We start from the raw sequence: 14511 nt of genomic DNA on the forward strand, positions 1-14511 counted from the left end.
TGCCTCGCGCCGATACGGTGCGCGCACGGGTCGCACGAAGGTGCCCCTGGGGGCGCACAAGCGCTCCAGGGGCACACGTCAGCGGATGACGGGGCGGCGGTCAGCCGCCGAGTGCTCCGCCGCCACCGGCCGTCTCGGGCTTGGCGACCATGGGGTCGGTGTTGAGACGGATGACGCCGTAGTCATAGGCGTGCCGTCGGTAGACGACGCTGGGTTCCTTGGATTCGGAGTCGACGAACAGGTAGAAGTCGTGCCCGACCAGCTCCATCTCGTAGAGCGCCTGGTCGAGCGTCATGGGTGCCGCGACGTGCGTCTTCTCGCGGACCACGAGGGGGCCTTCGCCCTGGACCTCCAGGGAGCCGATCCTCTTGACCGGGACGCCGTCCGGCTCTTCGTCGCGTACGACGGTGCCGTCTCCGTTGAGAGTCGCCGCGTCGGGGACCCGCTCGGCGACCTCGGCGGCGGAGAGCCTGCCGTTGCCCCGGCGGTTGTGGCGCTTCTCGTGCTGCTTGCGCAGCCGGGCGTCGAGCTTGGCCGTGGCCAGGTCGAGCGCCCCGTACGGATCGGCCGCCGAAGCCTCCGCGCGGATCACGGGCCCGCGCCCGCGGAGAGTGATCTCCACGCGGTCGGAACGGTCGGCCTGACGCGGATTGGTTTCCTTGGACACCTCGACGTCGAGGCTGATCACCTTGCCGTCGAGCTTCTGGATCTTGTCCAGCTTCAGCTTCTCGGCCACGTGCTTGCGGAACCGCTCGGGCACCTCGGTCTTGCGGCCCTTGACGACGATGTCCACGCAGAACTCCGTTCCCGGATCGCTCCGCTTCGGCGGCGGAGCATCTCCCTTTTGCACCAGACCCCGGTGGTCTCCCGGGGGCTCGGACTCGGCGACTTCCACCTCCTCCTCCCCCATGGGCGAGATCTCACCCCACCGGCCCGGGTGATTGCGGAAAAAAACCGCGGACCGGCAATCCGATATGCGAGGTCGGGCGTTCGCCTTTCCTCACAACCGAACATATCTCGCCCGGAGGGATGTCGTCACCCTCTACTGCCGCGTACCTCCATTCGGGTGGAACGACCCTCTCATCACCTGCAACGAAGCAAGTTCTCCATCAGTTCCGGTTTATTTCGAAAGAATCCGGAGAAGCGGCGACGACCGCGGCGGTGATCTCGTTTCCGCGGCCCCATTCCGGCCCTCTCACGGCCCCGCTCCCCAGTTCCCGCAAGGCCATCGTTCGCGCCTTCCATTCCGTGTGTAGGTCACGTATTGCGCGTGCGGCTTCCGCCAGTGACGCGCCGGTGGTCATCAGGTCGTCCACGACCACCACCCGCCCGCCGCCGACGAGCATCCGGCCGCCCCCGGCGGTCACCCCCAGGGCGCCCGCCAGGTTGGCCTGCCGTCCACGGGAGTCGAGCCCCGACTGGTCGGCCACCGCACGCCGTTGTCGCAGCACCGCGAGCACCCGCGCCGGGACACCCGCGCGCCGCAGCTCCCCGGCCGCCGCGAACGCGATCCGCCGCACCGGGTCCTGCCCGCGCGCCCGGACAGCGGCGCGCGCCGACGGCACGGGGACGAGCGTCAACGGCACCGTGCGCCCCTGTGAGCCGCCGTGTGTGCCGTCTACCCACGATGGCGCCCCCGTATCACCCGGGTACCGCGTTTCGTCGCGCAGGCCGGCCCGCACGGCTCCGGCGAGAGCGGCCCCCAGCGGGCCCACCAGGCCCAGGGCCCCACGCTCCTTGTGCGCGAGCAGCACGGCCCGCACCGCGTCCTCGTACGGCGCCGCCGCGTGCACTGCCGGCAGGCCCCGCGGCTCCGGATCCGGGCGCACCCGCCGCGGCTCCCTGCCGCACAGCCCGGCCCCGCACTGCTCGCACAGAGCCGCCCGTGGCCTCCCGCAGCCCCCGCACTCGGCCGGCAGCACCAGGTCGGTGAGGTCCTGCCACCACCCCCGCATGACCACCACTGTGCCAAGGCGCGGGCACTGCCACCACCCCTGTGGATAACTCGGCTCCGGCCCCGTGAACGGCCGGACCGGCTCACCCCGGGTAGACCGGCGCCGCGCCTTCCTTCACCACGGTCTGCCACTGCGAGCCCGCCGGCAGCCGGACGATGCCGTCGTCGGAGTGCGCCACCAGCGGCTGCTGGTCGCTCTCCGAAGCGGCGATCTCCTTCACTCCCGTCAGTCCGGGCAGCGTGGTGCCCGAGAGGACCGAGCCGTCACACTGGACGTACCGCATCTGCTGGACCCCGCCGGTCTCCCGGCCGACCACCACGAGGCGGCTGCCGCCCGCCCACGACATGGCGGTGACCTCCTCCATCTGCGGCGCGGCCTGCGTGGGGTCGAGCACGGACATCCGCGGCTTCGCGCCCTCACCCCGGTCGACGCGGCCGATCCAGAGGGACGACTTGCCGTCCTTCTCCACCAGCAGCGCGATCCGCACGCCGTCCGCCGACACCCGGACCGCCTCGACACGGCCGTCCAGCGCGGGAACGTCGACCTCCACCGGATCGCCCTCACCCTCGCCGAGCCACAGCAGCCGCGGTCGCTTCGGGTCGCGGTCGGCCACCCACAGGTCGCCGTGGCCGTCCCAGCTCGGCGTGGAGAGACGGTCCTCCTCCGCCTTGGCCCGGCTGCGCACCCGCGCCTTGCCGAGCGTGTCACCCGAGCCCAGCGACCCCGTGTACAGCGTCTTCCCGTCCAGCGACACGCCCGCCGCCCGCTTCTCGTCCCGCGAGACGGCCGCCGAACGCAACGGCTGCTCACCGGTGCCGAGAACACCGCTCACCGGCGCCGGATCGGCGGTGCTCCCCGAGTTGGCGGGCATCCGCACCAGGCGGTGCTTGTCGTCGACGAAGTACTGGTAGGCGGGCCGCTCCCCACCGCGGTGCGCGGCGACGCTCTCCGCGTGGCCCTGGCTCAGCACGCAGAGCATCGAGCCGTTGGAACGCTGCAACGTCACCTGTTCGACCCCGGAGGGCGACAAGTCCTCCAACGTGTAGAGCAGTTGCGCCGCCATCTCGCGGCACCTCGTCTGGCTCGCGCCGTCCGACCGGCTGTTCAGCTGCACGGTCAGCCGGTTCTGGTCGTCCGGCGTCAGCGACTTGCCGGGGTCCTTGAGCTGCGTACCGCTCAGGAACCGTGAATCCGCCACTTCCTTCAGCCAGTTGGTCGGGCCCGCCAGGAGCAGCTTGACCGTCTGGGTCAGCGGGTCGATCCGCTGCCGGATGTAGACGGGGTCGGCCACCAGACCCATCCGGCCGTCGGCCCCCGCGCCCGGGGTCCCCGCGTAGTAGTACTTGTTGACGGAGCGGTAGATGCGCTGGAAGTCCGACTCGCCGAGCACCACGCCGGGCGGCGGCTCGTCGATGCGCCACTCCTTGCGGCCGGGGCCGCCCACCAGGCTGAGGTGCACGGACTGGCTGTAGGAGGCCGCCGCGGGGCGGTACGCGTGCTGCCGGTCCACCTTCGCGACCTGCCGCCCGGTCAGCGAGAACCGGCGGCTGCCGTCGGCGTCGTTGCCCGCGTTGCCCGCATTCGTGTTCGGGCCGTCGGCGAGCACCGTCGTGGACCTCTCCGGGTCCCACTTCCGCGACGCGCTCTTGGTCAGATACTTCCGCGCCATCGTGAACTGCGGATCATCACTGGTCAGCGCCTCAAGGAAGCCATCCACGATCTCCACGGGCAGCGCGCCCTCACGCGGCGGTATCGCGTAGACCCGGACCTGCGACTGCGAGTCCGGGCGCTGCGAGGCGTCCACGGGCTTCAGGTTCCCACTGTCGGGCATCGAGGCGCAGCCCGCCAAAAGCGCACCACAACTCCCGAGCAGCAGCCCCGTACGCAGTGGACGCCCGCGTCCCCCACCACCGGGGCCGCGCCCCGTCCGCTCAGCGCCCACGGCTGCTTTCCTCTCCCCGAACCGTCTCGGCCCCGGCCCCGTCATCGCGCCCTGCCTCATCCGCGGGCCCCGCGTCCTGGCGCGCGGCCCCCTCGGCGGCCCTCCGGCCCCGCTCCGGCTCGCCGAGCGGCTCCCCTTCCGGTGCCCGGCGCGCCACGACCCGTGCGCCGCTGCCGGGCAGCGCCGTCGGGTCCACGGCCGCGGCCCGCGCGAGGCGCGGCGGTATCGGCCCCTTCGCGGGAACCGGCGGCGGCACCCTCTCGGGCGACGCGGACGCCTGCGCCGGAACGGTCGCCTGCTTGCCCGCGCCCTCCGGTGGCAGCCCCGCCTCGTCGAGGCCGCGGCGGCGGCGCGAGTCCTCGGGCTCCAGCGGTATGGGCGAACCCCGCAGCGGCTCGTCCGCCGTCCGCGGCAGGGTGAGCCGGAACTGCGAGCCGCCGCCCGGCTCCCCCCACGCCTGGAGCCACCCGCCGTGCAGCCGGGCGTCCTCCAGGGCGATGGACAGGCCGAGCCCCGTACCACCGGTGGTACGCGCGCGTGCCGGGTCCGCCCGCCAGAAGCGGCTGAAGACCCGGGTCGCCTCGCCGGGCTTGAGCCCCACGCCGTAGTCCCGCACGGCGACGGCGACCGCGCCTCCCGCGGCGGCGAGCCGCACCACGACGTCCTTGCCCTCGCCGTGCTCCACGGCGTTGACCACGAGATTGCGCAGCACCCGCTCCACCCGCCGGGCGTCGGCCTCGGCGACCACCGGCTGCTGGTCCCCGACCACGCGTATGTGCGTGCCCTTGCGCTCGGCGAGCATCTCCGCGCCTCCGACGACCCTGCGCACGACCTCGCGCAGGTCTATCGCGTCCGCCTCCAGCGCGGCGGCCCCCGCGTCGAACCTGCTGATCTCGAGGAGGTCGGCGAGCAGCAGCTCGAACCGGTCGAGCTGGTCGGCCAGCAGCTCCGCCGACCGCGCGGTCACCGGGTCGAAGTCCTCCCGCGCCTCATGGATGACGTCCGCCGCCATCCGTACGGTCGTCAACGGCGTGCGCAGCTCGTGCGAGACGTCGGAGACGAACCGCCGCTGCATCCGCGACAGCTCCTCCAGCTGCTGGATCTTCAGCTGCAGATTCTGCGCCATCTTGTTGAAGGCCTCACCGAGCCGCGCGATGTCGTCCTCGCCGGTGACCTTCATACGTTCCTGAAGACGCCCCGCGGACAGCCGCTCGGCGATCCCGGCCGCCATCCGGACGGGCGTGACCACTTGGCGCACCACCAGCCAGGCGATGGCGCCCAGCAGCACCACGACGAAGAGCCCCGCGGTGGCGAGGGTCGTCCTGACGAGGTTGAGCGACTCCTCCTCCTGCGTCAGCGGGAAGAGGTAGTAGAGCTGGTAGGGGTCGCCCTGGAGATCATTGAGACGCTTGCCGATCACCAGGCCCGGCTGCGCCTCACGGCCGTCGTCGAACACGATGCGCGTATTGGCCTGGTAGACGCCCGCGCCCTTGTCGACGCGGCTGCGCAGCTCCTCCGGCACGCTCAGGATCGGCTCCACGCCGCCCGACGCCCGCGAACCGCGTACTCCCACATCGCTCGCGGAGGTCAGCGTCACCACGGCGAACGCGTTCTGTCCGCCGCTGGCGAGCTGCTCGACGAGGTCGGACATCCACACGGCGGCGTTCCGCCCGTCGACGGTGCTGCCGTCCTGCCCCTGCCCGGTGCTCTGCCGCGCGGCGTTGACACTGTCCTGAGCGGCCTGGAATCCACCGTCGGCCTGGCTCTGCGACGCCTTCACCTTGGCCTTGAGCAGGCCGTTGTTGACCGAGCTCATGACGGCGAAGCCCAGCATGAGCACCACGCCGAGCGACATCAGCAGGGTCGTGACCACGACTTTGAGCTGGATGTTCCGCCGCCACAGACGCACCGCCGGCAGCAGCGGGCGGCGCACCCAGCGGACGAAGAGGCGCAGCACCGGGCTGCCCTGCACACCGCCCTGGAGCAGCAGCCCGCCGTCGACGAGCCGCCCGAACCGGGACGCACGCCGCCCCGGGCCGGTCCGCCCCGGACGAGCCCCCGGACCCCCGGGCGCCGAGGTGGAACCGTCCCGCGACATGTCAGCTCGGTCCGGCCTTGTAACCGACGCCACGGACGGTCACCACGATCTCCGGCCGCTCCGGGTCCCGCTCGACCTTGGAGCGCAGCCGCTGGACGTGCACGTTCACCAGACGGGTGTCCGCCGCGTGCCGGTAGCCCCACACCTGCTCGAGGAGGACCTCACGCGTGAACACCTGCCACGGCTTGCGCGCCAGCGCCACGAGCAGGTCGAACTCCAACGGCGTGAGCGCGATCGACTGCCCTTCCCGCTTCACGGAGTGTCCGGCCACGTCGATGACCAGGTCACCTATGGCCAGCTGCTCCGGGGCGGGCTCCTCCGACCTCCGCAGCCGCGCCCTGATCCGGGCCACGAGCTCCTTCGGCTTGAACGGCTTGACGATGTAGTCGTCCGCCCCCGACTCCAGACCGACCACCACGTCCACGGTGTCGCTCTTGGCCGTGAGCATGACGATCGGTACACCCGACTCCGCCCTGATCAGGCGGCACACCTCGATGCCGTCCCGTCCGGGCAGCATCAGGTCGAGCAGCACAAGATCAGGCTTTGCCTCCCGGAAAGCGGCCAGCGCCTTGTCGCCATCAGCTACGAACGACGGCTCAAAACCTTCACCACGCAGCACAATCCCGAGCATCTCGGCCAGTGCGGTGTCGTCGTCGACGACAAGGACTCGTCCCTTCATGCCTGACATCATCCCATTCTCGTAACAGTGACTGGGCTGCTGGTGAGAGAGGTCACTGGCCTGTGACGATAGTCGTATTACGCCATCACTGTCTGCGGTGATCCACAGCGACCGGTCCCCCGCCCGCGCCCCGGGCCGCCCGGCAGCCGCCGCGACGGCCCTCCCGGACCGGCCCGACAGCCACGGAAGACCGGCGTGATCCCGCCACTCCCCGCCTTCGGGCCCCTCCAGCTCCCGACCGATCCCAGCTCCCGGTCGGCACCACGGCCGTCAGGCCGGGCGCCCCTCCCCCTTCACCGGTGGCCGCTCAGCCACCGCCCCCATCCTCCACCGACCCCGCGCCACACGCGAACCACGCACGCGAAACCCCGCCTCCGAGCGCCCTCGCCGCCGCGGCCGACAGATGCGACCGCCGACAGATGCGACCGACAAGGGGACCGGTCAGACGCGACGCATCAGACGCGGCGCATCAGACGCGCCGGCTCAGGTTCGACGGGACAGATTCGACGGCTCAGGTCCGACGGATCAGGTCCGAGCGAGGCCGGCAGAAGGGCTGCCGCGGCCCCGGCCAGAAGAGCCACGGCGATCCCGGCTAGCCGATCGACACCCGGCCCGACCTCGCACACACCTCGGCCAGGCCGTCCACCGTCACCGGCGACAGCACCCCCTCCTCCGTCACGATCGCCGTCACCAGCTCGGGCGGCGTCACGTCGAACGCGGGGTTGTACGCCTGCGTGCCCAGCGGCGCCACCGGCACACCGCCCGCCTCCCGCCCGAACGCCGGCGCGAGCGGCACCACGGCCTCCGTCACCTCATGGCCCGCCCGCTGCTCCACCTCGATGGACGCCCCGTTCGGCGTGCCCAGGTCCACGGTGGTCACCGGCGCCACGACGATGAACGGCACCCGGTGGTACCGCGCGAGCACGGCGAGCGGATAGCTGCCCACCTTGTTCGCCACCGAGCCGTCCGCCGCGATGCGGTCGGCACCGATCAGCACGGCGTCCACCTCACCGGCCGCGAACAGCGACCCCGCCGCGTTGTCCGTGAGCAGCGTGTACGCCATACCGCTCCGCGCCGCCTCGTACGCCGTGAGCCTCGCCCCCTGCAGCAGCGGGCGCGTCTCGTCCACCCAGAGCCTGCGCAGCCGCCCCGCCCGATGCGCCTTGAGGGCCACCGCGAACGCCGTGCCCTCCCCGCCGGACACCAGCGCTCCCGTGTTGCAGTGCGTCAGGATCCGGTGGCCGCCGCCCGGCATCAACTCGTCGAGCAACGCCAGGCCGTGCGCCGCCATCTTCTCGCTGGCCCGCGCGTCCTCGGCGTGCAGCGCCCGCGCCGCCTGGAGCGTGGCCCGCGCCGCCGCCGCGTCGTCGGCGCCGTTCGACAGCGCCGTGCGGTGGGCCGCCTGGGCCCGGCGCGCACCGTAGGCCAGGTTGACCGCGGTGGGCCGCGCTCCCGCCAGCGAATCCGCCGCCTCGTCCACGTCGAACCCGCGGGCCGCGGCGAGCGCGACGCCGTATGCCCCTGCGATGCCCAGCAGCGGCGCCCCGCGCACCGCGAGCGTTCTGATCGCCTCCACCAGGGCCGGCGCGTCCGTGCAGACCCGCTCGACCTCCTCGCCCGGCAACCTGGTCTGGTCGAGGACGACCAGGACGGGGCCTTCGGGGGGCTCGTCCCAGCGGATCGCGGGGATCGCGGGGGTGCCGGTCGGCCGTATGTCGCCGCCGGATTGCGCGTACTGATCAGCCATCCGCCCAGTCTGCCCCGTACCGGGCGGACAATTGAAGGTGTCCAGCCTCTCCGGCCCCCGGTCACCCGGCCGGTGCCCCGTGGCACGATGGCTGGCAACCAGCCGCCGCACCCGCGGGCGGGCACCGTGAAGGAGCGACGATGAACGACACTCCGGGCTGGGCCTCGCCCGGATCCGCCCCCTCCGACGGACAGGACTCCGGCAAGCCGGACGCCGGCGAGCCCACGGGCCCCGGCGGGCCGAGCAGCCCGCCGAAGTGGTCCAAGGAGCAGCCGCCGCCCGCCCAGTGGTCCCCGCCCAGCGGCCCCCACGCGGGACAGACCCCGCCGCCTCCGCCCCCTCCTCCCGGCCAGGGCGGCGGCTGGGGCTGGGGCGGCCCGCCTCCGGGCGGTCCGGGCGGTCCCGGCGGCTACCCCGGCTGGGGCGCCTGGCAAGGCCCCCCGCCCGCCGCCAAGCCGGGCGTCATCCCGCTCCGCCCGCTCGGCGTCGGCGAGATCCTCGACGGCGCGGTGTCCACCATGCGCGCCCACTGGCGCACGGTCCTCGGCATCTCCCTGACCGTCGCCGTCCTCACGGAGATCGTCGTCGTCCTCCTCCAGGGACTCGTCCTCAACGACGCCGCCGACACCGAGGCGCTCAACGACCCGAGCGCCACACTCGGCGAGATCACCCGCGCCATGGGCGACACCTTGCTGAGCTCCGGCGTGGTCCTCGTGATCACCCTGCTCGGCACCATCGTCGCGACGGCCCTGCTCACCATGGTCACCAGCCGCGCGGTGCTCGGGAAGTCGGTGACCGCCACGGAGGCGTGGCAGGACTCGCGCCCCCAGCTGGCCAGGCTGTTCGGCCTCACCCTGCTCATCCCGCTCATCGGCACGGCCATCGTCGCCGTGGGCGTGCTCCCCGGCGTCCTCATCGCCCTGGGCGGCTCCGCCGAAGCCGGCGCCGGCCTCGCCGTCCTCGGCGGGTTCGCCGCGACCATCCTCGCCGTCTGGATCGTGCTCCGCTTCTCGCTCGCCTCTCCCGCGCTCATGCTGGAGAAGCAGGGCGTCAAGAAGTCCCTGGCCCGCTCGGTCAAACTGGTCCGCGGCTCCTGGTGGCGCGTCTTCGGCATCCAGCTGCTCGCCGCCATCATCGCGAACATCGTGGCGTCGATCATCGTCATACCGTTCACCTTCATCGCCGGCGCCCTCAGCGGCGACGGCGTCACGGGCTTCCTCAACAACACGGGTGACCTGGGCTGGACCTTCCTCATCATCAGCGGCGTCGGCTCGGTGATCGGCTCCATGCTGACGTTCCCCATCACCGCCGGAGTCACCGTGCTCCTCTACATCGACCAGCGGATCCGCCGCGAGGCGCTCGACCTCGAACTCGCCCGCGCGGCCGGCCTCTCCGACCGGACGGCCAACCCGCCCGGCACACCCGGGAGCTGATGCGGTGACCGCGGCGGGGGCAGTGCTCATACGGTGGGGGGCCGCACCGCTCCTGCCGCGCTCCGGCGACGAACCGCCGGTGACGATCCCGCGCGACCCCGCGCGGGAAGCGGCCGAGCGCGAACTGTCCAGACCGAGATACCACGAGAACGACCCCAGCCTGCTCCAGCGCGCCCTGAACCGCTTCTGGGACTGGATCGACGACCTGTTCTCCGCCGCCGCGGGGGCCACCCCGGGCGGCGGGCTCGGGCTCCTCGTCATCGTCCTGGCCGTGGCACTCCTGGCCGCGGCCCTCTGGTGGCGCCTCGGCGCCCCCCGGCGCGCCCCCTCCTCCGCGCCCGCCCTGTTCGACGACCGTCCGCGCAGCGCCGCCGAACACCGCGCCGCCGCCGAGGCCCACGCCGCCCGTGCCCACTGGAACCAAGCCGTCCAGGAACGCATGCGCGCCCTCGTCCGCGCACTGGAGGAACGCGCGCTCCTCGACCCCCGCCCCGGCCGCACCGCCGACGAGGCCGCCGCCGAAGCGGGCCGCACCCTGCCCGCCCACGCCGTGCGGCTCCGCGAGGCGGCACGGGAGTTCGACGACGTGGCGTACGGCGGGCGCACCGCCGACGCGTCCGCGTACCACCGCGTGACCGGACTCGACCGCGACCTGGAACGCACCAGGCCGACGCTGACCAGCACCGCCCACACCACACCGAGCAGCGGATCCCAGGGGGCGGCCCGATGACCGGCCCCCCGCACCCCGCCGAGGCCCCCCGCCCCACCGAGCCGCCCCGCTCCCCCGAACCAGCGCCCACCGCGCCCTCGGCCGCGCCTGGGAACCCGCACGGCGCGACCTCGCTCTCCCGCACGCCACGCCAGCTCTGGACGCGCTCGCGCGGCATCGCCCTTGGCCTGGTCCTCCTCCTGGCCGCGGCCGTGGCCATCGCCGTGATCCGCTCCGGCGGCCAGCACGGCCGCCTCGACCCCCGCTCCGCCGAGCCCCACGGCAGCCGGGCCGTCGCCGAACTCCTCGACCAACGAGGCGTCTCCACCCGCGTGGTCACCACCACCGAGGAAGCCCGGTCCGCGGCCGGCCCGGACACCACGCTCGTCGTGGCCAACCCCGACCTGCTCACGGAACGGCAGCGTTCCCGGCTCCACGCGGCCACCGAGGACTCCGCCGGACGCACCGTCCTGATCGCCCCGGGCACCCGCTCGATCGGCACCCTGGCCCCCGGCGTCACCGCCGACACCCCCAGCACCGATTCGACACTGCCCCCCGGCTGCTCCCTGCCGGCGGCCCGCCGCGCGGGCACCGCCGACATGGGCGGCATCCGCTACGACACGCTCGCCCCCGACGCCGAAGCCTGCTACCTCAGCGACGGCCTGCCCAGCCTCCTGCATCTCCCCGCCCCCCGCGGTCGGGGCGACACCGTGGTCCTCGGCGCGCCCGACATCCTCTACAACAGCCGCCTCGACGAGCAGGGCAACGCCTCACTTGCCCTGCAACTCCTCGGCTCACGGCCCACGTTGGTCTGGTACCTCCCCTCGCTCTCCGACGACCAGGCGGCCACCGAGACCGAGCGCCGGAGCTTCTTCGACCTGATCCCCGCAGGCTGGCGATGGGCCACCCTGCAGCTCGCCATCGCCGCCGTGCTCACCGCCCTGTGGCGCGCCCGACGCCTCGGCCCCCTCGTGTCCGAACGCCTCCCCGTGGTCATTCCCGCCTCAGAGACGGTCGAAGGCCGCGCCCGCCTGTATCGCCGAGCGAACGCCCGCGACCGCGCGGCCGACGCGCTGCGCACCGCCACCCGCAGCCGCCTCGCACCCCTCGTCGGCGTGCCGCCCGCCCAGGCGCACGCCCCTGAGACCCTGATCCCCGCTCTGTCCTCGCACCTTCGCTCCCCCAGTCAAGACCTGCATCTCCTCCTCTTCGGGGCGCCCCCGGGCAACGACGCAGCACTCATCGCCCTCGCCGACCAACTCGACGCCCTCGAAAGTGAGGTACGCCATTCATGATGGACCCGACCACTGACAACGGGCCCACCGCTGACCCCGACCGCGCACGCGCTTCCCTCGAAGCCCTGCGCGCCGAGATCTCCAAAGCCGTGGTCGGCCAGGACCCGGCCGTCACCGGCCTCGTCGTCGCCCTGCTCTGCCGCGGCCACGTCCTGCTGGAAGGCGTCCCCGGGGTCGCCAAGACGCTGCTGGTCCGCGCCCTCGCGTCGAGCCTCGAACTCGACACCAAACGCGTCCAGTTCACCCCCGACCTGATGCCGAGCGATGTCACGGGCTCCCTCGTCTACGACGCCCGCACCACCGAGTTCTCCTTCCAGCCGGGCCCCGTCTTCACCAACCTCCTCCTGGCCGACGAGATCAACCGCACGCCGCCCAAGACCCAGTCCTCCCTCCTCGAAGCGATGGAGGAACGCCAGGTCACGGTCGACGGCACCGCACGCCCGCTCCCCGACCCCTTCCTCGTGGCAGCCACCCAGAACCCGGTCGAGTACGAGGGCACCTACCCCCTCCCCGAGGCCCAACTGGACCGATTCCTGCTCAAGCTGACGGTTCCGCTGCCCTCCCGCCAGGACGAGATCGACGTCCTCACCCGCCACGCCGAGGGCTTCAACCCCCGGGACCTGCGCGCGGCCGGAGTACGCCCCGTCGCGGGCCCCGCCGACCTGGAGGCCGCCCGCACGTCGGTCGCGAAAACCTCCGTCTCCCCCGAGATCACCGCCTACGTGGTGGACGTCTGCCGCGCCACCCGCGACTCGCCGTCCCTCACCCTCGGCGTATCGCCCCGCGGCGCCACGGCACTGCTCTCCACGGCCCGCGCCTGGGCCTGGCTCACCGGCCGCGACTACGTCATCCCCGACGACGTCAAAGCCCTGGCCCTGCCGACACTCCGCCACCGCGTCCAGCTCCGCCCGGAAGCCGAGATGGAGGGCGTCACCACCGACTCCGTCATCAACGCGATCCTCGCCCAGGTCCCGGTCCCCCGCTGATGGCCCTCACCGGACGCGCCGCCCTCCTCGCCGCCCTCGGCAGCCTTCCCGTGGGCATCTGGGAACCCGGCTGGACAGGCATCCTCGCCGTCAACACCCCTCTGGCGCTGGCCTGCGCCTGCGACTTCGCCCTGGCCGCACCCGTACGCCGTCTCGGCCTGACACGCTCCGGCGAGACCTCCGTACGCCTCGGGGAGACCGCCGACGTGGACCTCACCGTCACGAACCCCTCCGGCCGCCCCCTGCGTGCCGTCATCCGCGACGCGTGGCCCCCGAGCAGCCAACAGCCCCTGGCCGAGAACACCACGCCGGAAAGGGCCACCGCGCCCCGCCACCGCCTGACGGTCCCGGCCGGCGAACGACGCCGCCTCACCACGCGCCTGCGCCCCACGCGTCGCGGCGACCACCAGGCCGACCGCGTGACCATCCGCTCGTACGGCCCCCTGGGCCTCTTCGCCCGCCAGGGCAGCCACAGGGCCCCCTGGACCGTACGCGCTCTGCCCCCTTTCACGAGCCGGAAGCACCTTCCCGCCAAGCTGGCGCGTCTGCGCGAGCTCGACGGCCGCACCAGCGTGCTGACCCGAGGCCAAGGCACCGAATTCGACAGCCTGCGCGACTACGTTCCCGGGGACGACACCCGCTCCATCGACTGGCGGGCCACGGCACGCCGTTCCACCGTCGCGATCCGCACCTGGCGCCCGGAGCGTGACCGGCACATCCTCCTGGTCCTCGACACCGGACGCACCTCGGCCGGCCGCGTGGGCGACGCCCCACGCCTCGACGCCTCCATGGACGCGGCTCTGCTCCTCGGCGCCCTCGCCTCCCGGGCCGGCGACCGGGTCGACCTCCTGGCCTACGACCGCCGGGTCCGCGCCCTCGTCCAGGGCCGCTCGGCGGGCGATGTGCTGCCTTCCCTGGTCGACGCACTGGCCACGCTGGAGCCCGAGCTCATCGAGACCGATGCCCGCGGCCTGACGTCGATGGCCCTGCGCACAGCGTCTCGCAGCTCCCTGATCGTGCTGCTGACCAGCCTGGACCGAGCGCCGATCGAGGAAGGGCTGCTTCCCGTGCTGTCCCGCCTCACCAAACGCCACAAAGTCGTGATCGCCTCGGTGGCAGACCCTCACGTACAGCGAATGGCGACCGCTCGCGGAACAACGGAAGCGGTCTACGAGGCAGCAGCCGCAGCGCAGGAGCGATCCGAACGGCTTCGTACGGCGGAACAACTCACGCATCGCGGCGTCACGGTGGTGGACGCCGCCCCGAAGGCTCTGGCCCCCGCATTGGCCGACGCCTACCTGTCCCTCAAGGCCGGCGGCCGCCTGTAAAGGCCGTAGTGCAGAAGCAGAGGGCCGACCCCGAGTACGGGAAAGGGCCCGGAACGCAGAAAACCCCCGCACCAAAAGGTGCGGGGGTTTCCCCTAAAAATAGTTCGGCGGCGTCCTACTCTCCCACAGGGTCCCCCCTGCAGTACCATCGGCGCTATGAGGCTTAGCTTCCGGGTTCGGAATGTAACCGGGCGTTTCCCTCATGCTATGACCACCGAAACACTATGAAACTGTCAACCGCACCACGCTCTGTGACAAACGCGGGGTTGTTCGTGGTTTCAGAACCAACACAGTGGACGCGAGCAACTGAGGACAAGCCCTCGGCCTATTAGTACCAGT

General features: G+C 72.6%; 11 protein-coding genes and 1 rRNA gene. 5 read left to right on the top strand and 7 right to left on the bottom strand.

Going from position 1 to position 14511, the window contains the following annotated elements; all coding sequences use genetic code 11:
- Positions 1-100 precede the first annotated feature (100 nt).
- The 6 genes from hpf to mtnA all read right to left on the bottom strand — a co-directional run bounded on the left by hpf (position 101) and on the right by mtnA (position 8421).
- Positions 101-793, bottom strand: coding sequence for a ribosome hibernation-promoting factor, HPF/YfiA family (gene hpf / locus DCW30_RS07005; RefSeq protein ID WP_373569096.1), 693 nt, complete (start codon positions 791-793; stop codon positions 101-103).
- Positions 794-1109: 316 nt separating this feature from the next.
- A complete protein-coding gene (locus tag DCW30_RS07010) occupies positions 1110-1955 on the bottom strand; it encodes a ComF family protein (RefSeq protein ID WP_076689250.1) in 846 nt (281 codons plus the stop codon).
- Positions 1956-2037: 82 nt separating this feature from the next.
- A complete protein-coding gene (locus tag DCW30_RS07015; protein ID WP_479683386.1) occupies positions 2038-3957 on the bottom strand; it encodes an LpqB family beta-propeller domain-containing protein in 1920 nt (639 codons plus the stop codon).
- Positions 3887-5995, bottom strand: a complete 2109-nt coding sequence (gene mtrB, locus DCW30_RS07020) for an MtrAB system histidine kinase MtrB (protein ID WP_076685845.1) — start codon at positions 5993-5995, stop codon at positions 3887-3889. Before mtrB ends, DCW30_RS07015 begins: the two co-directional genes overlap by 71 nt.
- A 1-nt stretch (position 5996) precedes the next feature.
- On the bottom strand, positions 5997-6686 hold the full coding sequence (gene mtrA, locus DCW30_RS07025; protein ID WP_198502768.1) for a two-component system response regulator MtrA: 690 nt from the start codon (positions 6684-6686) through the stop codon (positions 5997-5999).
- Between the two features lie 580 nt (positions 6687-7266).
- Positions 7267-8421 (bottom strand): S-methyl-5-thioribose-1-phosphate isomerase, encoded by a 1155-nt coding sequence (mtnA, locus tag DCW30_RS07030; protein ID WP_062780679.1) that lies wholly within the window; start codon positions 8419-8421, stop codon positions 7267-7269.
- A 140-nt stretch (positions 8422-8561) separates the two neighbouring features.
- On the opposite strand from mtnA, the gene DCW30_RS07035 reads away from it, so the two are divergent.
- The 5 genes from DCW30_RS07035 to DCW30_RS07055 are packed head-to-tail and all read left to right on the top strand — an operon-like array spanning position 8562 to position 14172.
- Positions 8562-9854 (top strand): DUF7847 domain-containing protein, encoded by a 1293-nt coding sequence (locus DCW30_RS07035; RefSeq protein ID WP_076685844.1) that lies wholly within the window; start codon positions 8562-8564, stop codon positions 9852-9854.
- A gap of 4 nt (positions 9855-9858) precedes the next feature.
- Positions 9859-10584, top strand: a complete 726-nt coding sequence (locus DCW30_RS07040; RefSeq protein WP_079107644.1) for a DUF4129 domain-containing protein — start codon at positions 9859-9861, stop codon at positions 10582-10584.
- Positions 10581-11858: a DUF4350 domain-containing protein gene (locus DCW30_RS07045; protein ID WP_076685843.1), complete on the top strand. Its 1278-nt coding sequence runs from the start codon at positions 10581-10583 to the stop codon at positions 11856-11858. The genes DCW30_RS07040 and DCW30_RS07045 overlap by 4 nt, the downstream gene beginning before the upstream one ends.
- Positions 11858-12844, top strand: a complete 987-nt coding sequence (locus DCW30_RS07050; RefSeq protein ID WP_103557470.1) for an AAA family ATPase — start codon at positions 11858-11860, stop codon at positions 12842-12844. The genes DCW30_RS07045 and DCW30_RS07050 overlap by 1 nt, the downstream gene beginning before the upstream one ends.
- Positions 12844-14172: a DUF58 domain-containing protein gene (locus tag DCW30_RS07055; protein ID WP_076685841.1), complete on the top strand. Its 1329-nt coding sequence runs from the start codon at positions 12844-12846 to the stop codon at positions 14170-14172. The genes DCW30_RS07050 and DCW30_RS07055 overlap by 1 nt, the downstream gene beginning before the upstream one ends.
- A 102-nt stretch (positions 14173-14274) precedes the next feature.
- On the opposite strand, the gene rrf is transcribed toward DCW30_RS07055, so the two are convergent.
- Positions 14275-14391 (bottom strand): 5S ribosomal RNA (gene rrf / locus DCW30_RS07060).
- Positions 14392-14511: the final 120 nt, after the last annotated feature.

The organism is Streptomyces alfalfae (genome assembly GCF_004127445.1).
GTDB classification, from domain to species: domain Bacteria; phylum Actinomycetota; class Actinomycetes; order Streptomycetales; family Streptomycetaceae; genus Streptomyces; species Streptomyces alfalfae.